This is a genomic window from Kribbella swartbergensis (assembly GCF_054784135.1).
The window spans coordinates 58,862-79,787 of the sequence record NZ_BAAGPM010000064.1; the positions used below are offsets into that span (position 1 = coordinate 58,862).

The 20,926-nt window shown below is 69.5% G+C and carries 21 protein-coding genes; 9 read left to right on the plus strand and 12 right to left on the minus strand.

The features are described 5' to 3' along the window. Nucleotides 1-14: 14 nt before the first annotated feature. The gene (locus tag ACYVOK_RS34780; protein ID WP_460666862.1) at nucleotides 15-527 is read right to left on the minus strand and encodes a 2'-5' RNA ligase family protein; all 513 of its coding nucleotides are present in this window, start codon (nucleotides 525-527) and stop codon (nucleotides 15-17) included. A gap of 8 nt (nucleotides 528-535) precedes the next feature. Beyond that, entirely contained in the window at nucleotides 536-1,597 is a 1,062-nt protein-coding gene (gene trpS, locus ACYVOK_RS34785) for a tryptophan--tRNA ligase (protein ID WP_460666863.1), read from the minus strand. A gap of 72 nt (nucleotides 1,598-1,669) precedes the next feature. Between trpS and ACYVOK_RS34790 the strand changes: the two genes are divergently transcribed. Continuing rightward, nucleotides 1,670-2,377, plus strand: coding sequence for an alpha/beta hydrolase (locus ACYVOK_RS34790; RefSeq protein ID WP_460666864.1), 708 nt, complete (start codon nucleotides 1,670-1,672; stop codon nucleotides 2,375-2,377). A gap of 6 nt (nucleotides 2,378-2,383) precedes the next feature. On the opposite strand, the gene ACYVOK_RS34795 is transcribed toward ACYVOK_RS34790, so the two are convergent. The 6 genes from ACYVOK_RS34795 to ACYVOK_RS34820 form a co-directional block, all read right to left on the minus strand. After that, nucleotides 2,384-2,788: a hypothetical protein gene (locus tag ACYVOK_RS34795; protein ID WP_460666865.1), complete on the minus strand. Its 405-nt coding sequence runs from the start codon at nucleotides 2,786-2,788 to the stop codon at nucleotides 2,384-2,386. A gap of 109 nt (nucleotides 2,789-2,897) precedes the next feature. Next, nucleotides 2,898-4,247 carry an N-acetylglucosamine/diacetylchitobiose ABC transporter substrate-binding protein gene (ngcE, locus tag ACYVOK_RS34800; protein WP_460666866.1) on the minus strand — a complete coding sequence of 450 codons (1,350 nt, stop codon included), beginning with the start codon at nucleotides 4,245-4,247 and terminating at the stop codon, nucleotides 2,898-2,900. Nucleotides 4,248-4,273: 26 nt separating this feature from the next. Further along, entirely contained in the window at nucleotides 4,274-5,176 is a 903-nt protein-coding gene (locus tag ACYVOK_RS34805; protein WP_460666867.1) for a carbohydrate ABC transporter permease, read from the minus strand. A gap of 10 nt (nucleotides 5,177-5,186) precedes the next feature. Further along, on the minus strand, nucleotides 5,187-6,098 hold the full coding sequence (locus tag ACYVOK_RS34810; RefSeq protein WP_460666868.1) for a carbohydrate ABC transporter permease: 912 nt from the start codon (nucleotides 6,096-6,098) through the stop codon (nucleotides 5,187-5,189). A gap of 135 nt (nucleotides 6,099-6,233) precedes the next feature. Beyond that, nucleotides 6,234-7,655 (minus strand): N-acetylglucosamine/diacetylchitobiose ABC transporter substrate-binding protein, encoded by a 1,422-nt coding sequence (ngcE, locus tag ACYVOK_RS34815; protein WP_460666869.1) that lies wholly within the window; start codon nucleotides 7,653-7,655, stop codon nucleotides 6,234-6,236. 24 nt (nucleotides 7,656-7,679) lie between these two features. Beyond that, on the minus strand, nucleotides 7,680-8,468 hold the full coding sequence (locus ACYVOK_RS34820; RefSeq protein ID WP_460666870.1) for a sugar isomerase domain-containing protein: 789 nt from the start codon (nucleotides 8,466-8,468) through the stop codon (nucleotides 7,680-7,682). A gap of 256 nt (nucleotides 8,469-8,724) precedes the next feature. Between ACYVOK_RS34820 and ACYVOK_RS34825 the strand changes: the two genes are divergently transcribed. Then, the gene (locus ACYVOK_RS34825) at nucleotides 8,725-9,714 is read left to right on the plus strand and encodes an N-acetylglucosamine kinase (protein WP_460666871.1); all 990 of its coding nucleotides are present in this window, start codon (nucleotides 8,725-8,727) and stop codon (nucleotides 9,712-9,714) included. 181 nt (nucleotides 9,715-9,895) lie between these two features. Here ACYVOK_RS34825 and ACYVOK_RS34830 read toward each other — a convergent pair whose 3' ends face one another. Continuing rightward, nucleotides 9,896-10,282 carry a YciI family protein gene (locus ACYVOK_RS34830; RefSeq protein WP_460666872.1) on the minus strand — a complete coding sequence of 129 codons (387 nt, stop codon included), beginning with the start codon at nucleotides 10,280-10,282 and terminating at the stop codon, nucleotides 9,896-9,898. 170 nt (nucleotides 10,283-10,452) lie between these two features. On the opposite strand from ACYVOK_RS34830, the gene ACYVOK_RS34835 reads away from it, so the two are divergent. Continuing rightward, nucleotides 10,453-11,295: an alpha/beta fold hydrolase gene (locus tag ACYVOK_RS34835; RefSeq protein ID WP_460666873.1), complete on the plus strand. Its 843-nt coding sequence runs from the start codon at nucleotides 10,453-10,455 to the stop codon at nucleotides 11,293-11,295. Between the two features lie 66 nt (nucleotides 11,296-11,361). After that, entirely contained in the window at nucleotides 11,362-12,237 is an 876-nt protein-coding gene (locus tag ACYVOK_RS34840; protein WP_460666874.1) for a serine/threonine-protein kinase, read from the plus strand. Nucleotides 12,238-12,263: 26 nt separating this feature from the next. On the opposite strand, the gene ACYVOK_RS34845 is transcribed toward ACYVOK_RS34840, so the two are convergent. Continuing rightward, nucleotides 12,264-13,574, minus strand: a complete 1,311-nt coding sequence (locus tag ACYVOK_RS34845) for a hemolysin family protein (protein WP_460666875.1) — start codon at nucleotides 13,572-13,574, stop codon at nucleotides 12,264-12,266. A gap of 209 nt (nucleotides 13,575-13,783) precedes the next feature. On the opposite strand from ACYVOK_RS34845, the gene galT reads away from it, so the two are divergent. From galT to ACYVOK_RS34860, 3 genes are all read left to right on the plus strand, one after another. Then, nucleotides 13,784-14,830 (plus strand): galactose-1-phosphate uridylyltransferase, encoded by a 1,047-nt coding sequence (galT, locus tag ACYVOK_RS34850; protein WP_460666876.1) that lies wholly within the window; start codon nucleotides 13,784-13,786, stop codon nucleotides 14,828-14,830. Further along, nucleotides 14,827-15,957 carry a galactokinase gene (gene galK, locus ACYVOK_RS34855; RefSeq protein ID WP_460666877.1) on the plus strand — a complete coding sequence of 377 codons (1,131 nt, stop codon included), beginning with the start codon at nucleotides 14,827-14,829 and terminating at the stop codon, nucleotides 15,955-15,957. The genes galT and galK overlap by 4 nt, the downstream gene beginning before the upstream one ends. A gap of 98 nt (nucleotides 15,958-16,055) precedes the next feature. Beyond that, nucleotides 16,056-16,871, plus strand: a complete 816-nt coding sequence (locus tag ACYVOK_RS34860) for a M23 family metallopeptidase (RefSeq protein ID WP_460666878.1) — start codon at nucleotides 16,056-16,058, stop codon at nucleotides 16,869-16,871. Here ACYVOK_RS34860 and ACYVOK_RS34865 read toward each other — a convergent pair. Then, entirely contained in the window at nucleotides 16,855-18,066 is a 1,212-nt protein-coding gene (locus ACYVOK_RS34865) for an MFS transporter (RefSeq protein ID WP_460666879.1), read from the minus strand. The genes ACYVOK_RS34860 and ACYVOK_RS34865 overlap by 17 nt on opposite strands. Continuing rightward, nucleotides 18,063-18,875 carry a DeoR/GlpR family DNA-binding transcription regulator gene (locus tag ACYVOK_RS34870; RefSeq protein ID WP_460666880.1) on the minus strand — a complete coding sequence of 271 codons (813 nt, stop codon included), beginning with the start codon at nucleotides 18,873-18,875 and terminating at the stop codon, nucleotides 18,063-18,065. The genes ACYVOK_RS34865 and ACYVOK_RS34870 overlap by 4 nt, the downstream gene beginning before the upstream one ends. Nucleotides 18,876-18,955: 80 nt before the next feature. Here ACYVOK_RS34870 and ACYVOK_RS34875 point away from each other — a divergent pair, with 80 nt between their 5' ends. Together ACYVOK_RS34875 and ACYVOK_RS34880 are read left to right on the plus strand one after the other, a co-directional pair. After that, nucleotides 18,956-20,080 carry a GNAT family N-acetyltransferase gene (locus ACYVOK_RS34875; protein ID WP_460666881.1) on the plus strand — a complete coding sequence of 375 codons (1,125 nt, stop codon included), beginning with the start codon at nucleotides 18,956-18,958 and terminating at the stop codon, nucleotides 20,078-20,080. A 138-nt stretch (nucleotides 20,081-20,218) separates the two neighbouring features. Continuing rightward, complete coding sequence (locus ACYVOK_RS34880) at nucleotides 20,219-20,881, plus strand: GNAT family N-acetyltransferase (protein ID WP_460666882.1); 663 nt, start codon at nucleotides 20,219-20,221, stop codon at nucleotides 20,879-20,881. Nucleotides 20,882-20,926: the final 45 nt, after the last annotated feature.

Genomic DNA, 20,926 nt, shown 5'->3' on the forward strand with positions numbered 1-20,926 from the left:
CCGACGACGGAGACTCAGCCTGCCAGGGGGAAGGACCGCTGGGGGCGCCACACGCCGTCGGCGCCGTGTTCGTAACGGCTGAAGGCGTCGACCTCGAAGGCGCAGTCGTACTCGGACAGGGCGTCGTACGCGCGGTCCAGCGCCTCCTTCTCCAGGTCGTGCGCCACCGTCACGTGCGGGTGGTACGGAAACCGCAGTTCCACCTGCAGCGGGCCGGACCGGACCTGCGACTGCAGCACCTCGCACGACGAGATGCCCTCGGCCAGCGGGACGAACACCACCGGCGAGATAGGCCGGAAGGTCGCGGTGCCGCGCAGCCGGATCCGGAAACTGGGGAACCGCGCGGCCACCTCGAGCAGGTGGTCGTCGATCAGCCCCAGATCGGCGTCGTCGATCTCGGTCGGCGGCAGCAGGGTGACGTGGGTGGGGATCGACGAGGCCATCGGATCACCGAACTCGGCCCGGTACTTCTGCAGCTCCGGGCCGTAGGGTTCCGGGATCGGGATCGCGACACCGATCGTCGTCATCCCGGGCCCTACCGGCCCGATCCGAGGGCCGGTCCCGGCACGAATCCCAGCCGGTCGTAGACCCGCTGCAGCGTCGGCTCGGTCACCGCCCGGGCGCGCTCCGCCCCGGCGGCCAGGAGCGCGTCCAGCCCCGCCTTGTCCTCCAGGTAGCCCAGCGTCTTCTCCCGGAACGGGGTGACGAACTCGACCACGACCTCGGCCAGGTCCTTCTTGAAGTCGCCGTACCCGCGGCCGGCGTACTCGTCCTCGAGCTCGCTGATCTTGCGGCCGGTCAGGGCCGAGTAGATGGTCAGCAGGTTGGCCACACCGGCCTTGTTCTCCGGGTCGAAGACGACGTCGCGGCCGGAGTCGGTGACCGCGGACCGGATCTTCTTCGCACTCGCCCTGGGGTCGTCGAGCAGGTCGATGATGCCGGCCGGCGAGGAGCTCGACTTGCTCATCTTGGCGGTCGGGTCCTGCAGGTCGGCGATCTTCGCGGTCTCCTTGACGATGTACGCCTCGGGGAGCCGGAAGGTCTTGCCGAACCGGTGGTTGAACCGCTGGGCCAGGTCGCGGGTCAGCTCCAGGTGCTGCCGCTGGTCCTCACCCACCGGGACCCGGTCGGCCTGGTAGATCAGGATGTCCGCGGCCTGCAGGATCGGGTACGTGAACAGGCCGACGGTGGCGCGGTCGGCGCCGCCCTTGGCCGACTTGTCCTTGAACTGCGTCATCCGGCTGGCCTCGCCGAACCCGGTCAGGCAGCCGAGCACCCAGCTCAGCTGGGCGTGCTCGGGTACGTGCGACTGGACGAACAGCGTGGACCGCTCCGGGTCGATCCCGGCCGCGAGCAGCTGCGCCACCGAACGGCGCGTCCGCTCCCGCAGCACCTTCGGGTCGTACTCCACCGTGATCGCGTGCAGGTCGACCACGCAGTAGAACGCGTCGTGATCGTCCTGCAGGGCCACCCACTGACGCAACGCACCGAGGTAGTTGCCGAAGTGGAAGGAGTCCGCCGTCGGCTGGATCCCGGACAGCACCCGAGGGCGACGCGGGGAACCGGCTGCGGAGGGGTCAGGCGCAGCAACAGACATGCCCCCGATTCTGCCAGCGCCCCGGCTCCGACCCACACCGGGGCGGGTTGCTTCCCCCATAGACTGCGCCCTATGACTTCCCCCACACCCGCCTCGCTCCGCTCGGCCGGGGAGGAAGAAGGCGCCTCACTCCACTCCACGAGTGAAGAAGCCGCCTCGCTCCGCTCGGCCGGGGAGGAAGAAGGCGCCTCGCTCCGCTCATCCGGTGAGGAGGAAGGCGGTTCGGAGCGTTCGGTGGGTGGGAGGGCGGTTGTCGTCGTGCCGGGTGGGCAGTTCGGGCCGGCGGCTCCATTGCCGATGTACGCCGGTGACGCAGCCGAACGGCGGGGAGCCGACGTGCACCGCGTGTGGTGGGACGAGCCGGACCGCCCGCTGACGCTGACCGAGCCGGAGCGCGGCCCGTGGGTCGTCTCGCAGGTCGCGAAGGTCCTCGCGAGCGTTTCCGGCGACGTCGTGCTGATCGGCAAGTCACTCGGCAGTTATGCCTCAGCCCTCGCCGCGGACCGCGGACTCCCGGCGGTCTGGCTGACACCGAACCTGACCAGCGACTGGGTGATCGGCAACCTCCGCCGGTCGACCGCCCCGTTCCTGCTGGTCGGCGGTACGGCGGACCCGCTGTGGGACCCCGCGCTCGCTCGCGAACTCACGCCGTACCTGCTGGAAGTGCCGGACGCCGACCACGGCATGTACGTCCCGGGCCGGCTGGCGGCGTCGGCCGCCGTACTCGGGCAGGTGGTGACAGCGGTGGAGGACTTCCTGGACGAGGTGGTCTGGCCCTAGGGCCGGCTACCAGGACCAGCCGCGGGAGGCGAGTTCCTGCTCCTCGAGCCAGCGCTTCTCCTCGCCGCGCTCGAGGTCGGCTCCGGCGGGGACCCCGGCCAGACGGCAGGCTTCGTCGAGCAGGTCGTCGTACGCCGCCTCGAGCGCCATCAGCCGGTGTGCTCGCGCGTACACGTGCGGCTCGGACTCGATCACGCGGATCTTCCCGGCGAGATGACCGAGCCTGGTCTGCAGGCGCAACGTGTCGAACGGGTCGGGCTCCGGGACGGCGCGGCGGCGCAACCGGCGGGTGAGACGTGCCACCGAAGGCTGCAGGCGCCGGCGCCAGCGCGACATCGGCGGCTGCGGCAACAGCAGGTTCAGCAGCACGCACAAGAACACGAACAGGAGCAGCACAGCTACCCACTCCATCGACCTCACCACCCTCTTCCGAGGTTACGACGGCTCGTCCCCGACGGCGAGATCTTTTGCCCGGCAAGCCACCGCCGGCGGACAGCCGGGAAGGTCTCCTGACTGACCGTCAGTCGCGGTGATACTTGGTGACGGCCTTGTCCTGTTTGAGCTTGTCGGCGGCCGTCTGGATCCGAGTGGTCCACTCGGACAGTTGGAGCCCGCCGGTCGCGAACTGGCCGGTGGCCTCTGCGGCGAGGGTGGCGAAGTCGGGGTACCAGTCGGCGAAGTACCAGGTGATGACCTGGTCGCCGGCGGCCGTCAGCAGGTCGCGGGCCGAGCGCAGCGCCGTACCGATCTCCAGTCCGTCGGCCGCGCCGCGGACGATGGTGAGCTGGTTGGACTCCGCGGTGACCTGGGCGGCGACGTCCTTGGACAGCATCGCCCGCAGGTACTCGAACCCGCCCGCCTCGTTCTTCGCCTTCGCCGGGACCAGGCACGGCGCGGTGGGCTGGACGTGCAGGCCACGGGCCAGGGCCGGCGAGCCGTCGAGCGGTGGTACGCCGATCATCGTCAGCGCGAAGTCCGGCGGGATCAGCGGTTTCATCTCGTTCTCGAGCCAGTTGCCGCACGGCAGCAGGCCGGCCTTCGAGGCGAGGAAACGCTTCTGCGCGGCGATGTGGTCGAAGTCGGCGGACCCGGGGGCGATCAGGCCGCGCTTGGTGAGCTCGCCGACCGCGGAGATCGCGCGGGTGACGCTCTCGTCCTTCCAGGCGCCGTCCTCGAGGTTGTCGATCCGCTTCACCACGTCGTGGCCGCCGGTCTTCGCGGCCAGCGTGAGCACGAACTCCAGGAGGTAGTACGGGTGCGCGCCGGCGTAGGCGAACGGCCCGAGGCCGGCCGCCTTCATCTCGGTGCCGAGGGCAAGCAGTTCCGGCCAGGTGCGCGGCGCGTCCCAGCCGAACCGCTGGAACAGGCCGGCCGAGTACCACAGCCCGTACACGGTGGCGACGTAGTTGACGGTCCGTTGCGCACCGTCGTACCGCCCGGCGTCGAGCATCCCTGGCAGTACGACGTCCCGCACCGGCACGTCGGCGTTGTCCCAGGACGGCACCTTCAGCAGCGGCTGCAGCTCCGAGAGCTGCCCCTGGCCGACCAGCCGGCCGAGTTCGAGTGCTCCGTCCCCGGAGTTCAGCATCACGTCCGGCGGGTTCCCGGCCGCGAATCGCGGCAACGCCAGGTCCCGCAGCTTGGCGGACACCGTCGCGGTCACGTTCGCACGCGCGTGCTTCTTCCGGTACGCCGCCGCCGCGAACCCGCCGTACTCCTCGCCGACCAGCGCCTCCACCGGCGCGTCCGCGGCCGCGGAGAACGGGTTGTTCGGGTCCACGGTCGGCCGGCGCGTCGGCGTACCCGAAGAACACCCACTCAGCAGGGCACCGGCCAGCGCACCCTGAAGGACAACCCGACGTTTCAGCACCCCCGCAGGTTAACGGTCCCGGCGGGTTACTTGAGGGTGGCGCCGGTGAGGCCGGCCTGGACCTGGCGGTAGAAGATCAGGTAGACGGCGATGACCGGGACCATCGCGATGGTCAATGCCGCGAACAGGGTGCCCCAGTCGTTCTCGTAGCGCTGGCTGCCGAGGAGCGTGGCGATGCCCTGGGAGAGCACCGGCCGCTCCGGCGACAGGAACGACGGGAGGACGAACTGGTTGAACTGGCCCAGCACGTTGAAGATGCCGACGCTGAGCAGGCCCGGCTTGGCCATCGGCAGCATCACCCGGAAGAAGGTGCCGGCGTGCGACGCGCCGTCGACCAGGGCGGCCTCGGCGATGGACGTCGGCAGCGTCCGGAAGAACGCGTGCATGAAGAACACCGTGAACGGCAGCGAGTACGCGATGTAGACGAGGATCAGGCCCTGGTACGTCGACACCATCCCGAAGCCCTTGACCACGAAGAACAGCGGCACGATCGCCAGGAAGGTCGGGAACATCATCCCGGCCGCGAACAGGTAGTAGACGAACCGGTTACCGGGGAACTCGTAGCGGGCCAGCACGTAGGCGACCATCGATCCGAACAGCATGGTGCCGAACACACCGCCGGCCACCACGACCAGGCTGTTGAACAGGTACTCGCCGACGCCCTTGTCCCAGGCCTTGGAGAAGTTCGACCACAGTACGTCCTTCGGCAGCGCCCACGGGTTGTCCCCGAAGATCTCGCCGGTGCTCTTCACCGACGCGATCAGCGCCCACACGAACGGCACGACGACCAGAACGCTCCAGGCGATCAGCACCGTGTGGGAGAACACGTTCACCGGGGTGAAGGCCCGGTCCTTGCCGCCGGCCGGGCGGACCACCGGCGCCGGGTGCGTACTGGTGTCCTCGACGTCGATCTGCACAGGTACGGTCATTTCCGGCCCCTCAGTATTCGATCCGCTCGCGGCGGGTGGCCCGCAGCATGACAGCGGCGATGATCAGGGTCATGAAGAACAGCACGACGCCCATCGCCGAGGCGTAACCGGCCCGGCCGTACTGGAAGCCGTAGTCGGCGATCTGCAGCCCCATCACCGTGGTGGAGTTGTCCGGACCGCCCGGTCCGGCGGTCATCACCGCGACCAGCGCGTACGCGTCCAGCGCGAGGATGGCCAGGTAGACCCAGGAGGTCTGGATGGTGTCCCAGAGCAGCGGCAGGGTGATCCGGAAGAACGTCGCCAGCCGGCCGGCCCCGTCGATGATGGCGGCCTCGAAGATGTCCTTCGGGATGCCGGACATGGCCGCGTTGAACAGCACCAGGTAGAACCCGACGCTGCCCCAGATCATCACCCACATCACGCAGTACAGCGCGATGTCGGGATCGGCCAGGTACTCCGAGGTGCCCAGCCCGATCGCCTTCGTGAACGAGTTGAGCAGACCGGTGTCGGTCGAGGTCATCACCGTCGCCCAGATGACCGCGATGACCGGGATGGACAGCACCTGGGGCAGGAAGAACGCCAGTTTGTAGAAGCCGTTGCCCCGGACGCCCTGCACCCCGGCGGCGTTCGCCCGGCCACCCACGTTGAGCAGGTAGGCGAATACCAGCGCGAGCAGGATCACGAACAGCGGCACGCCGATCAGCAGGATCAGGTTGTGCCCGACGGCCTGGCGAAACACTGTGTCGTTGGCGAGGGTCTTGAAGTTGTCCAGACCCACGAACTTGAAGTCCGGTGAGATCCCGGTCCAGTCGGTCAGCGAGTAGTAGAACGCCTGGACGAACGGGGAGATCACGAAGATCGCATACAACGCCAGCGGAATCGCGAGGAAGCTCGCGACGAACCGGTAACTGCCGTGCCGCATCTCTCTCCTTACAGAGCAGGAGGCGAAAGGATCAGCCGAGCGGCTGATCTGCTTCCGCCTCCCTCACAGCTCAGATGGCAGCAGACTCGACCTGCGGGCCTGCGGGTCTCACAGCTCTATTGCAGCAGACAACCGTCAGCTGCGGGTCTGCTTCTTGGTCTTGGGGTCCTTGGCCGTGTCGTCGGCGATCTTCTGCGCGCGGTTGCAGAACTCGTCGGCGGTGATCCGGGCCGCGGCCAGCTCGCCCCAGACGCTGCGGATCGGCTTGTCCATGGTCGAGTACCAGGTGGCGAAGTACGTCGTCCAGTTGTTCTCGCCGCCGGACTTCAGCAGCGCGTTGGCCGAGGACGCACCCGGGCTCAGCTTGAGGCCCTCGGCGGCACCCTTCACCACGGTCGGGGAACCGGTCAGCTCGGTGAACTTGCCGGCCGCCTCCTTCGACAGCATGATCCGCAGGTACTCCAGGCCGCCGGCCTTGTTCTTCGCCTTCTCCGGCACGATGAAGTTCTCACCGGCGCTGATCTCGGTGCAGTCGACCGGGAGCTTCGAGCCGTCCAGCAGCGGCGTGAACGTCGCGGTGGTCTGGAAGTCCTTCGGGGCCACCGGCTTCTGCTCGTTCTCCAGCCACGAACCCGACGGGATGAACGCCGCCTTGCCCTGGTTCCAGGCGGTCTGGGACTGGATGTGGTCCAGACCCTCGGTGCCCTGCATCATGTAGCCCTTGCCCTTGAGCTCCAGCAGCGCCTCGGCGGCCAGCTTGATCGACTCGTGCTTCCAGGCGTTGGGCTCGAGGCTGTCGATCGCCTTGATGACGTCGTGGCCGCCGTGCTTGACCGCCATGTCCATCAGCACCTGGCCGATGTAGTACGGGTGCTTGCCCTGGTGGGCCAGCGGCGCGATGCCGGTCTTCTTGATCTCCTCGCACAGGGTGAGGAACTCCGACCAGGTCTTGGCCGGCTGCCAGCCGTTCTTGTCGAACAGCGGCTTGTTGTACCACAGGGCGTAAACGGTGAGGACGTAGTCCAGCACCAGCGGCTTGCCCTCGAGCATGGCCGCCTCGAGCGTGATCGGCTCGACCGTGTCGCGGACCTTCTTGTTCGGGTCGTCGATCGACGGCGCGTCGAACAGCGCGGTCAGGTCGGCCAGCTGGCCCGAGCTGGCCAGCGTCGACATCGGCAGCAGCGAGGCGCCGGAGTTGTCGATCACGTCCGGCGGGTTGCCGCCGTTGAACCGCGGCTGCAACTGCGGCGTGATGTCGGTGATGCCGGCGTGCTTGATCTCGGCTTCGGGGAACTTCTTCTTGTAGAGCGCCTCGTGCGCCTTGGCGTAGTCGTCGCCGTACCCGCCCTTGAAGATCACCACGTCCAGCGGGTCCGACGCCTTGACGCCGAACGGGTTCTCCGCCGTCTGCTCGGCGCCGCCACCGCCGGTGTTGCCGTCGTCGCTGCCGCCGCTGGCGCACGCCGAGAGCAGCGTGCTGCCGCCGGTGGCCAGCAGGGTGCCGACCGCCGCGCGCTGCAGGAACAGCCGCCGCGACAGGTTGTCAGGAGTGGTCATGGGTCCCGCCTTCCGAGAGGTGTTTCATGCAGTACGCCGGATCCGGCCGGCGTACTGTGCTTCAAGGGCGTGGTTGTGGTCGTCGCCGCCCGGGATGTTCGCCGACAGGTAGACCGGAGCGGTCTCACCTGCCTCGGTGAGCCGGCGGAGGACCTCGGCGACCAGCATCTGCGCGATCAGCGCGGCGGTGATGGACGACACCGCGCACACCTTGCCGCCGCCGGGCAGGTCGAGGACGGAGTCGCCGAACGGAGCGTGGTTGTCCAGCACCACGTCCGCGAAGTCGATGAGTTTCTTGCCGGACGGGTGGCGCGAGTCCATCCCGCCGGTGTGCTGCAGCGAGGTGATCGCGATCAGCGGGTGGCCCTTCTCCTTCACCACGGTGGCGAACTCGACGATCGAGCCGTTCACCCCGGAGTTGGAGGCGATCACGAACAGGTCGGACGGGTGCGGCTCGGCCAGGTCGTAGAGCCGGCGCGCGATCGACGGATCGCGTTCCAGTTCGCCGCCGCGAAGCAGTTCGATCGGCTCGCCGCCGAGCAGCACCAGGTCGCGCAGCGCGATCCGGTTGGTCGCGATCAGCCCGCCGGCCCGGCCGGCGATCTCCATCGCGAGCGCCTCGGAGTGGCCGGATCCGAAGGCCTGGATGACGCCGTCCGCCCGCAGTGCCTCGGTCACCAGGTCGGCGGCCTGCTGGATCGGGCCGTCGATCTGCTCGGTGACGGCGGTCATGATCGGCATGAGCGCACGAACATAAGCCTGCGCACTCACCCCGCCGGTCTCCGCCGGTCCGCCCTCGTTACTGCTGGCCATCTGCGGCCCCACCCCTCGAAAATGTGTTCGCCGCGACACACCTGGTGCCGACAACTGCGCAAGTCTGCGGTTTGCTGGACAGAACTTTTCTCAACTGACAGCTAAAGTCAAGGCTCATCTCACTCTTCTCCCCAGATCGGGACCGTTGCGTGACCTTGATTGTTGTCGTCCACTAGAGATCCTTTTCGAGCAGTTTGGAGCATTGCCTATGTCGGTCGAACGCCCGCTGCCGGAACCTGCGGACACAGTGGTCTTGATGCCAGCACCGGCACTGGTCCTGGGCGGCGACCTCGGCGGGACCTCCACCCGGATCGTGGTCGCGGACCATGAGGGCAACGTAGTCGGTCGAGGGGCGGCCGCGGGCGGAAATCCGACCAGCCACCCCGCAAGTGCTGCGGCCAACTTCGGCCAGGCACTTCACGCGGCGCTGGCCGGTCTGGACCCGGCCGCGGTCAAGGCGGCAGTGATCGGCGCGGCCGGTGGGTCGGCCCTGGCGCGGGCCGAGGTCCGCGCCCAGTTCGACGCCGCCTGGCAAGGCGCCGGACTGACCGGCGAGCCGCGGTTCATCGGCGATCTGGAGGTCGCTTTCGCCTCCGGTACGCCGGAACCGGACGGTGTGGTGCTGATCGCGGGCACCGGCAGCGCGGCCGGCCTGGTCCGCAACCACCAGCTGGTCCGGACGGCCGACGGGCACGGCTGGCTGCTCGGCGACGACGGCTCCGGCTTCTGGCTCGGCCGGGAGGCAGTGCGCAGTGTGTTGCGCAAACTGGATCTGAGGGAACCGATCGGTGTGCTCGGCGAGGCCGTCGTACAGGCGGTCCTGCCGGACCGCGACGACCGCGCGATCGCTCATCGTGAGGGGTACGACGTCCTGCGTGACGACCTGATTCGCATGGTGAACAGCCGTCCACCGGTGATGCTGGCCGAACTGGCCAAGACCGTGGTGTGGGCGTTCGAGCAGAACGACGAGACCGCACACGCCTTGGTGAAACGCGCAGCCGAGTTGCTCACAGAGACGGTCGGACGGCTCACGACAACGTCGGACAACGGCCCGATGGTCCTTGCCGGGAGTGTCGCGGGCGAATCCTCACCGGTCGGCCGGCTGCTCCGGGAATCCATCCACGAGCACTTCTCCGGTGAGGTGCTGACCGCCCGCGACGGTGTCGGCGGCGCCACCTGGCTGGCCCTGGGCACCCTCGACCCCGCCCTCGCCACCCGCGATAACCACACCCGCCTCGTCAGCTGACCCCGGCCCGCAGCGTGCCCACGACCACCTTCAGCTGCCCCCGCCCCGCAGCGTGCCCATGACCACCTTCGGCTGACCCTCCACACAGCGGGCTCTTGACCAACTACCGGGGGCCTGGCACAGGTCATTCCTGTCCCAGGCCCCCGCTACTTGTGTAAGGCCCCGGTTCCCGGTCGCGCGGTTACCCGACGGTGGCGATCGGGCGGAGTTCGATGCCGCTGCCGTATTCGGCTTCGGGGATGCGGGCGGCGATTTCCTCGGCGCGTTCCGGGGTGGCGACGTCGACGATGAACACGCCGGCCAGCTGTTCCTTGGCCTCGGAGTAGGGGCCGTCGGTGGTGGCGCGGACGCCCTTGCGGACCCGGACCACCTTGGTCCGCGACGGCGCCTCGAGCGGCTCGGCGACCACCAGTTCGCCCGACTCGGACAGCTCGGCGAGCAGCTTCTCGAGCTGGGCGGCCAGCGCCTCCCGCGCCTTGGCCGGCAGCGTCCGGCCCTCTTCGGTGTGCAGGAACGACGGGTGGCCCCAGGTGATCGGGTTGCTGTGGATCAGCAGCAGGTACTTCATGACGGGGTTCCTCTCGGAGTGTGAGTGGATCTTCGCAGCTGAGGTCGGGGCCGTCGGGGACAACTCGACATTTCACCTCCGGGCACGATCCGCTGCCCCGAAATGTCGAGACTGCCGGCGGCCTTCCGACGTACCGCTCGCCAACCGATCTCCGACCTAAGGTGAGCGACATGACCGAGACGGACCTCCGGCTGCCGGACGGCCGCACCCTGCACGTGTACGACACCGCACCCGGCGACGACGGCCGACTGCCGGTGTTCTGGCAGCACGGCACGCCGAACCTGGGCACCCCTCCGGAGCCGCTGTTCGAGGCCGGTGAGTGGCTGGGGATCCGGTGGATCTCGTTCGACCGGCCGGGGTACGGCGGCTCGACCGCGGCACCCGGCCGGACGATGGCCACGGTCGCGGCCGACCTGACCGCGGTCGCGGACACGCTCGGCGTCGGTCGCTTCGCCCTGATGGGGTACTCGGGCGGCGGCTCGTACGCCCTCGCTGCTGCCGCGATCCTCCGCGACCGGGTCGAGGCGGTGGCCACGTTCGCCGCCATCGCGCCGTACGACGCCGACGGACTCGACTGGTACGACGGCATGATCCCGTCCGGACTCGCCTCGCTGCAGGCGGCCGCCGCCGGCCGGGACGCGAAGGTGAAGCACGAGTCCTCGGGGGCCGGCTACGACCCGGAGTTCACTCCGGCCGACCTGGCCATGTTCGAGGGTCCGTGGGGCTGGCTCGGATCGGTGGCCGGCGACATCTCGATGCCGAACGGGCCGGACGGCTTGATCGACGACGACTGTTCGTACGTCGGCCCGTGGGGATGCGACCCCGCGACGATCAGTGCGCCGACGCTGCTCTGCCACGGAGAGGACGACCGGATCATCCCCTGCTCGCACGGCCACTGGCTGGCCGGGCACATCCCGTCGGCGGCACTGCGCTCGTACCCGGGCGACAGCCACATCTCCGTGCTCGCGCACGCCGAGGCCGGCCTGGAGTGGATCCGCGAACAGACCGGCTGAGCACCGTACGACGGGGGCCTTGGGCAACTGTTGATTCGGCAGGGACCGGCTGGGTACCGGAAGGACGTGCTGCTGGCGAGTCGCTACCGACTGACCGAGGTTCTCGGTCACGGTGGGATGGGCGAGGTCTACCGGGGGTGCGACGAACTCCTCGGCCGGCCGGTGGCGGTCAAGCTGCTCCTTCCCGACCAGGCCGATCCGTTCGCGGCGGCGCGGTTCCGCCGGGAGGCCCGGACCGCAGCGATGGTGAAGGACCCTCACGTCGTCGCGGCCTACGATTTCGGCCGGCAGGACGGCATCTACTTCCTGGTGATGGAGCTGGTCGAGGGTCGCAGTGTCGCCCACGAACTGGCGATGCACGGTCCGTTCGAGCCCGAGCGAGCCGTCGACGTCGTCCGGCAGGCGGCCGTCGGCCTGGCCGCGGCGCATCGGCGCGACATCGTCCACCGCGACATCAAGCCGGCCAACCTGCTGATCGACGCCGACGGGACGGTGAAGATCGCCGACTTCGGCATCGCCCGGTTCGTCACCGAGCCGACCGCCGCGACGCCCGGGCAGGTGCTGGGGACGAGCCTGTACCTCGCCCCGGAACGAGCCCTGGGCCAACCGGCGACCGCGGCGTCGGACGTCTACGCGCTCGGCTGTGTCTTCTACCAACTGGTGACCGGACAGCCGCCCTTCGGCGGCGACGACCCGACCGAGGTCCTGTCCGAGCACGTCAAGACCGAACCGACACCACCCAGTGAGTTGTGCCCGGAGCTCGCGGGTCCGCTCGAGGACCTGGTCCTGCGGATGCTGGCCAAGGAACCCACCCTCCGCCCGAGCACCACCGAGCTGCTCGACGGCGCACTCACCGAACCGCCCGAACCCGCACCGGCGAAGCCGCCGCTCACCCGGCTCTGGCGCTGGGCATTGTTCACCGCCGCCGCGGCGATGCACTGATTCCGAGCACCGGCGGCGGGTGTCCGCTACGGCTCCTCGGGAACCGGTGGGTCGTCCGTCGGCCTGACCCGGTGAATGCGGACCCGGGCCACCCGGCGGCCGTCCATCTCGGTGACGGTGAGTTTGTGGCCGTCGACGTGGGTCTCGTCGCCGGTGGACGGGACCCGGCCGAGCCGGGCGGCGAGGAAACCGCCGACGGTCTCGTACGGGCCGTCGGGAAGTTCGACACCGGTCTCCTCGGCGAAGTCGTCGAGGTTCAGCAGGCCGTCGACCTCGATGTCGCCGCTGCGCAACCGGGTGGTCTCGATCGACTCCTCGTCGTACTCGTCCTTGATGTCGCCGATCAGTTCCTCGACCAGGTCCTCGAGCGTGACGATGCCCGCCGTACCGCCGTACTCGTCCAGCACGATGGCCAGGTGGGTGGACCGCCGGCGCATCTCGGTCAGCGTGGGCAGCAGCTTCGCGGTGTCCGGCAACATCAGCACGTCCCGGGCCAGGTCGCCGACCCGGACCGACCGCGTCGCGACCGCTGGGTCGAACAGGTCCCGGACGTGGACGAAGCCGACGATGTCGTCGGCCGAACCGTTCATCACCGGGTAGCGGGAGTGCGGACGCTCGGCGGCGAACTTCACCGCCTTGTACGCCGGCAGTTCCGCGTCGAGGAAGTCCACCTCGGTCCGCGGCAGCATCAGCTCGCGCAACTGCCGGCTGCCGGCCTCGAACACGTCGTCGACGATCCGGCGCTCCTCCTCGCCCAGCGACTCGTGTGCCGAGACCAGGTCGCGGAGCTCCTCGTCCGTCATCACCTCACGGTTCGCGTGCGGGTCGCCGCCGAGGGCCCGCACCACCAGGTCGGTCGACCTCGAGAGCAGCCAGATGACCGGCCGGGCGATCGACGCGATCCGGTCCACCAGCGGGGCCAGCGCCAGCGCGAACCCCTCGGCCCGCTGCAGCGCGAGCCGCTTGGCGGCGAGCTCACCGAGCACGATCGAGACGTACGAGATCAGGATGGTGATCAGCACCAGCGCGGCCGTGCCGGCCACCGACTCGGGCAGGCCGAGCTCCTGCAGGTGCGGCGACAGGCTGTCCGCGAGCGTGGCACCGCCGAACGCGGCGGACAGGAAGCCCATCAGGGTCACACCGACCTGGACGGCGGACAGGAAGCGGTTCGGGTTGGCGGCCACCCGGGCCACCGTCTCGCCGCGGCGGCCGCGGTGCGAGAGCGCCTTGAGCTGGCTCTCCCGGAGCGAGACCAGGGCCATCTCCGCCGCGGCGAAGACCCCGCCGATCAGCACGAAGACAAGAATCAGGACGATGTTGAGCAGGGTGTCGTTCATCAGCGGGGAGTCCTAGCCGCCCGTCTGCCGAAGCCGGGCCGGGGCGGACTGGGTGAGCCCTCTCGCCGAAGGTCTTCGAGGAGAGGGCGACGGTTGGGCGTCGTCCATCCGACCAGACTAGCGGGCGGACGCGTGACCGTGCATGTTCGAGTTTGTTGGTTTACGATGATTCCTGGCTGCCCGTGTCGGTCGGCCGGGAGGGTCACACGATGAACACACCGCGCGGCGCGCGCCGGACGGACACCACACTGTCCGACGGTCGCGAGCTGATCTACTACGACCCGGCCGACGCGCCGGTCCGGGTGCCGCTCGAGGACACCCGCGGCCTGCCGGCCCCGCAGCCGCAGATCGACCTGCGCACCGACCCGCTCACCGGTGACGTCATCTCCTACGCGACCCACCGCAACACCCGGACCTACCTGCCGCCGGCCGACCAGTGTCCGCTGTGCGCGAGCAAGCCGGCCAACCCGACCGAGATCCCGGACCACGACTACAACGTGGCCGTGTTCGAGAACCGGTTCCCGTCCTTCGCCGGCCCGGGCCGGACCGAGGTGGTCTGCTTCACCAGCGACCACAACCGGTCCTTCACCGACCTCTCCCAGGGCCAGGCCCGGCTGGTGGTCGACACCTGGGCCGACCGGACCGCCGAGCTGAGCGCCCGCGACGACGTCGAGTACGTCTTCCCGTTCGAGAACCGCGGCCGGGAGATCGGCGTGACGCTGAGCCACCCGCACGGCCAGATCTACGCCTACCCGTTCCTGCCGCCGCGGATCCGCACCCTGCTGGCCCGCGCCCGCGAGCACCAGGAGGTTGCCGGCAGCAACCTGTTCGCCGACGTCCTGGCCGCCGAGAAGAAGGACGGCGCCCGGGTCGTCGCCCAGAACGGCAACTGGACCGCGTTCGTCCCGGAGGCGGCCCGGTGGCCGGTCGAGGTGCACCTGTACCCGCACCGCCAGGTCGCCGACATCAGCGAGCTGTCGGTCGGCGAGCGCGACGACTTCGCCGAGCTCTACCTGGACGTCCTGCAGCGCCTCGACGGCCTGTACGGCAACCCGCTGCCGTACATCGCCGCCTGGCACCAGGCGCCGGTCCGGGTCGACCGTGAGCTCGGCTACCTGCACCTGGAGGTGTTGTCGATCCGCCGGGCCGCCGACAAGATCAAGTACCTGGCCGGCTCGGAGTCCGGGATGGACGCGTTCATCAGTGACACCCGGCCCGAGGACGTGGCCGAGACGCTGCGGAAGGTGGGTTCGTGAGCACGTTCGAGGAGGTTTTCGGGGTCGCCCCGGAGGGCAGCTGGCGGGCGCCCGGCCGAGTGAACCTGATCGGCGAGCACACCGACTACAACGACGGCCTGGTGCTGCCGATCGCGTTGCCGAACCAGATCGTGGTGACCGCGTCGGCGCGGGACGACGGCCGGATCGCGGTCGCGTCCACCGGTCACGACGGCGTCGTCGAGTTCGCCGTCGCCGAACTCACTCCAGGGTCGGTCGGCGACTGGGCGGCGTACCCGGCCGGGGCGGCCTGGATCCTGCGGGAGTCCGGTTACCCGATCGGAGGCGCCAACCTGCTGGTCGACTCCGACCTGCCGACCGGCGCGGGTCTGTCCTCGTCCGCCGCCTTGCTGTGCGCGACTTCGGTCGCCCTCCTAGGGCTGCGGAACATCGAGGTCGACCCGGCCGAGGTCGCCCGGCTCGCGCAGAAGGCCGAGAATCAGTACGTCGGTGCGCCGGTCGGTCTGATGGATCAGATGGCCTCGATGTGCTGCACCGCCGGGCACGCGCTGTTCTTCGACATCCGGGCGATGTCCACCGACCAGATCCCGTTCGACCCGGCCGCCGACGGTCTCGCGCTGCTGGTCGTCGACGTGAAGGCTCCGCACCGGCACGTCGACGGTGAGTACGCCGCGCGTCGCAAGAGCTGCGAGGAGGCCGCGGCCGTCCTCGGCGTACCGGCTCTGCGGTCGATCGGGTACGACGACCTGGACGACGCACTCGGCCGGCTGCCCGACGACGTCGTCCGGCGCCGGGTCCGGCACGTGGTGACGGAGATCCGCCGGGTCGAGGAGGCGGTCGAACTGATGCGGGCCGGCCGGCTGCGCGACGTCGGGCCGCTGTTCACCGCCTCGCACGCCTCGATGCGCGACGACTTCGAGATCACCGTTCCCGAGCTGGACGTCGCCGTCGACACCGCGCTCGAGGCCGGCGCGCTGGGCGCCCGGATGACCGGTGGCGGTTTCGGCGGCTGCATCATCGCGCTGACCGAGGCCGACGCGGCGGACGCCGTACTGTCCGCGATCGAGAAGGCCTTCGCCGAACACGGTTTCACCGCTCCCGCGTCGCTGTCGGCAACCCCGTCCGCGGGAGCCTCCCGGATCGACTGAGCTGCCTCATCGGGCAAAGCGCTGGGCCACCCGCCGCCCCGGGCGTACCTTCCCATCAAGGGGAAGCAGTACCAATTGGGGGAAGTGGGGTGGGGGCGATGGCCCAGCCTTTGCCTGCCGGAAAACTCAGAGTAGGGACCGGTTGGCGCTATTCGAAGGGCGGTAAGCACGCCGCGTTCGACTATCCGGTGGTGACCGGTACGCCGGTCTTCGCGGTCGCGGACGGCGTCGTACTGGACTGCAACGACGGCGTGACGAACAAGCCGAAACCGGGAGTCGTCGGAGCGCCGTCCAACTGGGTGTTGCTGGGGATCACCCACGCCGGCCGGAGGGCGTCCGTGCTGTACCAGCACCTGTCGCCGGGCATCGACGTACGCAAGGGCCAACGGGTGAAGGCAGGGCAGAAGCTCGGCGAGTCGGGCAGCTCCGGCAACGCGACCGGCCCGCACCTGCATCTGGCCGCGATGTGGGGACACCGGGACCGGGCGGGCAGGTACGACTACCTGAAGGGCATCGGCGCCAAGGAGAAGGCTCCGACCGACGGAACGGCGTCGAACGAGATCTGCATCTTCCCGCCGTCCCTGGTGTACGACAACGCACCGAAGGCGCGGCTGGCCACGCAGTCGGACGTGTTGTCGTCCGGTCTGGTGTTCGTCGACAAACTCCGCTTCGGGACGACGAACTCCGACAGCGTGAAGCGGCTGCAGTTCGTGCTCAACGGCATCAAACTGGTGGGCGGCAAGACCCTGCGGATCACCGGCAACTACGACCTCGACACCAAGAACGAAGCCACCAAGTGGCAGATCCAGAAGGACGGCTGCGAGCCCGGCACCCCGGCCGCGGACGGCAACATCGGCGCTAAGCAGGCACAGCGACTGTTCGGGCCGAAGTACGTGATCAAGCTCCGCTCGTAGCCAGTTCGCGTCTGATGAACGGCGCGAACGCGACGGTGGCGGCGACCTGCACCAGGCCCATCACCAGGTACGGCGTGCGCAGGTCGGTGCGATGGGCGAGGAACCCCGCACTGACCGCGCCCGCCGGCGCAGCGCAGAACGCGACCATCCGGTAGACCGCGGTCACCCGGCCGAGCAACTCGGCCGGGACGATCCGCTGCCGCAGCGAGATCGAGATGACGTTCCACCAGGTGCTGCCGAAGCCCATCAGGACGGCACCCGGAATGATCAGTGCCAACTCGGTGACCAGACCGAACACGACCACGGCCAGGCCGAGCACGAGCATCGAGACGATCAGGTTCGTGAACGTCGACAGCCGCCGGGCCAGCCGGGGCGCGAGCGCCGCGCCGATGACACCGCCGACCGCGTAGACCGCGACCAGCCAGCCGAACCAGGCCTCCGGCAGGTGCAGCGCCTCCAGGACATAGAGGACGAGGATCGCGATGATCCCGGCGCCGACCGCGTTCGCGACCAGAAGCAGCAGGCACAGCGAGCGCAGCAGCCGGTGCCGCCACAGATAGAGCAGTCCTTCTGTCATCTCCCGGCCGAGATGTCTATCCGGTGACACCGCCCGCGCCGGCGCGGCCCGCCGTACCAGGAAGACCAGTACGGCGGCCGCCGCGAACGAGATCGCGTCGACCAGGATCGGCAGGCCGTGGTGCAGGACGAACAGCGCGGCGCCGGCCGGTGGGCCGATCAGGTTCGCCAGCAGGACCAGGGCCGCCTGGTTGTAGCCGTTGGCCCGCTCCAGCGCGGCCGGTGCGACGAGGTCCGGGATCACCACCGCGGACGCGTTGTCGAAGAACGGCGCCAGCATGCCGAGCACGAACCCGGTCATCAGCAGCAACGGGATGCTCTCCTGACCGAGCAGGACGGCGGCCGCGAACGCACCCGCGACCACGGCCCGGACCGCGTCGACGATCCACATCGTGGTGGTACGCCGCCATCGGTCGACCATCACGCCCGACACCAGGCCGAGCAGCAGCCAGCCGATCCCGGTGACCGCCTCGGTGAGCGAGACGATCCGCGGGTCGCGCGTCATCGACGCGGCCAGCAGCGGCAACGCCCCGAACATGATGCCGTCGCCGAGAAACGAGATGGCGCCCGCGGTCCAGAGCACCCAGTACGGCTTACCCAGGGGAGCCTGACGGCTCATGAAGCGATGACTAGCTCACACCCGGTGTCGCGCATGGCTTTGCGGGCGGCGGTGGACAGGCCGGCGTCGGTGACGATGACGTCGAGGTCCGCCCAGGTGGCGAACGTACTCAGGCCGACCGTGCCCCACTTGGTGTGGTCGGCGACCACGACCACCTCACGGCTCGCGGCGATGAAGGACCGGTTGGTCTCGGCCTCCATCAGGTTCGGCGTACTCAGCCCGTGCTCGGCGTCGACCCCGTGCGCACCGAGGAAGAGCAGGTCCAGGTGCAGCGAGCCCAGCGCGGCCGTCGCGATCGGGCCGACCAGCGCGTCCGACGGTGTCCGGATCCCGCCGATCAGGACGACGGTCCGGTCGGAGCGGCTGTTGCTGTGGAACACGTCGGCGATCCGGGCCGAGTTCGTCACCACGGTCAGGTTCTCCACCCGGAGCAACTGCCGGGCCAGCGCGTACGTCGTGGTGCCCGCACCGATGCCGATCGCGCTGTCCGGCTGGACCCGCCGGGCCGCCTCGGCCGCGATCGCCTGCTTGGCCGCGGACTCCTGCGTCAGCTTGGCGTCGAACCCCGGCTCGTGCGCGCTGCGTAACCCGACCGAGGTCGCGCCGCCGTGCACCTTGTGCAGCAGCCCGCTGGAGTCGAGGGCGTCCAGGTCCCGCCGGATCGTCATGTCCGACACCCCGAACCGCTCGACCAGTTCGGCGACCGTGACCGCGCCCCGACTGTTGACCTCGGCAACGATCGTGGCCTGTCGCTGGGCGGCGAGTTGCCCTCCCCGGCCTCGCGGCGCCTCTGCTCCGGCTACGTTCACGCCCCACAGCCTAGTGTGGATGACAGAGTCTGTCAGGGAAATCTCGTTGCCTCGGCGGGGCTGGGTTGTCACGCTGAGACATGCGATTCCCCGAGGACGTGCCGGTGCTGACCGACGACGCGGTGACCCTGCGTGCGCACACCGACTCCGACGTCGACGCCGTCTACGCGATGTGCCAGGACCCGGAGATGCAGCGCTGGACGACTGTCCCGGTCCCCTACCTGCGCGAGCACGCGGTCAGCTTCGTCACCGAGATCGTCCCGAACGGGTGGCGCGAGAACACTCATCGGACCTGGGCGATCGAGTACGCCGGCCGTTTCGCGGGCAGTGTCGACCTGCGGGACGGCGAGGGCGGGGTCGGCGAGGTCGGGTTCGCCGTGGACCGCGAGGTCCGCGGCCGCGGGGTGATGACCCGGGCGCTGAAACTCGTGGTCCGGTACGCGTTCGACGTCCTCGGCTGGGACCGGGTGCTCTGGCGGGCGTTCGTCGGCAACTGGGGTTCGCGCCGGGTCGCCTGGAAGGCCGGGTTCGGCGGCCTGGTCGTCGTACCGGGCGGTGGCAGGGCGCGAGGGGTGCGGTACGACGAGTGGGTCGCCACGGTCGGCCGGGACGACGACCTGGAGCCGCAGGGCAACTGGTGGAACGTGCCCGCGGTCGAGGGCGGCGGGATCCGGTTGCGCGCGTTCCGGGCGACCGATGCGAAACGGGTCGTCGAGGCGTGCAACGACGAGCGGACGCAGTACTGGCTGGCCGGGATGCCGTCGCCGTACCAGCTGCCGGATGCGGAGGGGTTCATCGAGAGCCGGAAGGAGAACCTGGCCACCGGCGAAGGTGTGTCGTGGGCCGTCGCGGATGCCGAGACCGACGAGCTGATCGGCTGCGTCAGCGTGTTCGGCATGAACAACCGGATCGACAGGACGGTCGGCGAGATCGGCTATTGGCTGCACCCCGAGGCGCGTGGCCGCGGTGTGATGTCGACCGCGGTCGGGCTGGTGATCGAGCAGGCGTTCAAGCCGGTCGAGGACGGCGGCCTCGGTCGGCGGCGGCTGGTGCTGTTCGCTGCCGAGGGCAACACCGCGTCGGCCCACGTTGCCGAGGTCAACGGCTTCACCCATGTCGGCCTCGCCCGGTCGGCCGGCCCGCGCCGGGACGGCCGGTACTCCGACGTTCACGCCTTCGACCTGCTCGCCACCGAGCGGACCTGAATCCACGGGTGCCGAGAGTTGCGCGGGTGGCTCCGCGCGGTGGTGGTGACCGCCTGGAACCGGTGATGTACGGCGAGTTGGTGTCAGGCGACACCACTTCCCCTCGCCGTCTCGCCATCAGGCTGCTTGAATCGACGGGTGAGAGATCGTGAGGAACTCGTCCGCCGCTGGCAGGCCGGGTGGGCCATTTCGAGGGGCTGGACCACCGTCGAGGACGACAACGACGGCATCCTGACCGTCCGCGCGGGCGAGGAGAACCGCGCCATGGAGTACGTCGTCCTGGACGCCGACGACAAGCCCGAACGGGTCGAACGCGCCGCCGAGCTGGCGATGGCGGCCGGCGGTGGCCGCGGCGCCGGCTGGATCACCCTGGCCACGGACGACAAGGAAGCCCGGATCGAGCAGCTCGAGGACCTCGGTCTCGAGGTCCAGCAGGACCAGGACTGGCTGATGACGATCCAGTTGTCGGAGCAGCCGGCGCTGAAGCTGCACGAGCGCTACGCCCTCCACACCGAGCTCGAGTCCGACCTGATCATCACCCGGGCCACGCTGCACGGCGGGGTGGTGTCCAGCGGCCGGATGGCAGTGGTCGGCGAGGACGCGGTCGCGGACCGGATCGAGACGGATCCGGCGCACCGGCGGCGTGGCCTCGGCAGCGCGGTGATGGCGTCGCTGGTCGAGACCGCGGCGGCTCAGGGGGCCAAACGCGGCATCCTGATCGCCTCGATCGACGGCCTGCGCCTGTACCGAAGCCTCGGCTGGAAGGTGGTCGCGGACATCGTCATCGCCCGCTCCCGGTGACCTTCGTCAAACGCATGACTTTGTCAAAGGTTCGTGAAGTGCGGC